The organism is Psychrobacter sp. 1U2 (assembly GCF_051847575.1).
Genome location: NZ_JBPYDC010001405.1, coordinates 1 through 607, shown reverse-complemented (window position 1 = coordinate 607; position 607 = coordinate 1). Strand labels below are relative to the sequence as shown.

The 607-nt window shown below is 47.0% G+C and carries 1 protein-coding gene; it reads left to right on the top strand.

Features of this window, described 5'->3' with window-relative positions:
• Window positions 1-62: 62 nt before the first annotated feature.
• Window positions 63-607: BCCT family transporter (locus tag ACS8FD_RS22340; RefSeq protein WP_439277476.1), on the top strand; the 545-nt coding region annotated here is incomplete at its 3' end.

Sequence of the window (607 nt, the reverse complement as noted above, 5' to 3'; positions counted from 1 at the left end):
ACTATGTAAGAGCACGATCAAAGCATCATAAGCCTCCTCATCTAGGTACCTTTGATGTAGGTATGTCCATTCCGCAGTGGCGGCCTGATCACGTACCAGATACCCGTATCGACAAGTTCACTTTTTTTATGGTGCTTGTCATACTTTTTAGTATCGCTGTGCCTTTGATACTTTTCCCCGAGCAGGGAAAAATATGGGTCGGGATAGCACGTAGCTTTGTCAGTGATAACTTTGGTTTTGCCTATTTAGCTTTTGGCGTCCTTGCCATGTTGTTCGTCATTTACATCGTGATTTCTGATATTGGCAAGATCAAACTAGGCCGTCCAGAAGAAACCGCTGAGTTCTCCGATGCCTCTTGGGCGTCGATGTTGTTCTGCGGTGGTATTGGAGCCAGTATTCTGTACTGGGGTCTGATTGAGTGGGCGTATTATTATCAAAGCCCTCCTTTTAACATAGCAGGCGGCACGCCGGATGCCATTCGCTGGGCGACTACCTACGGTATCTTTCACTGGGGGCCTGTCGCTTGGGCTATCTATTTAGTACCTGCTATACCTATCGCTTACTTTTATTATGTGCGCCAGACGCCGGTACTTAAAGTTAGCCAAAC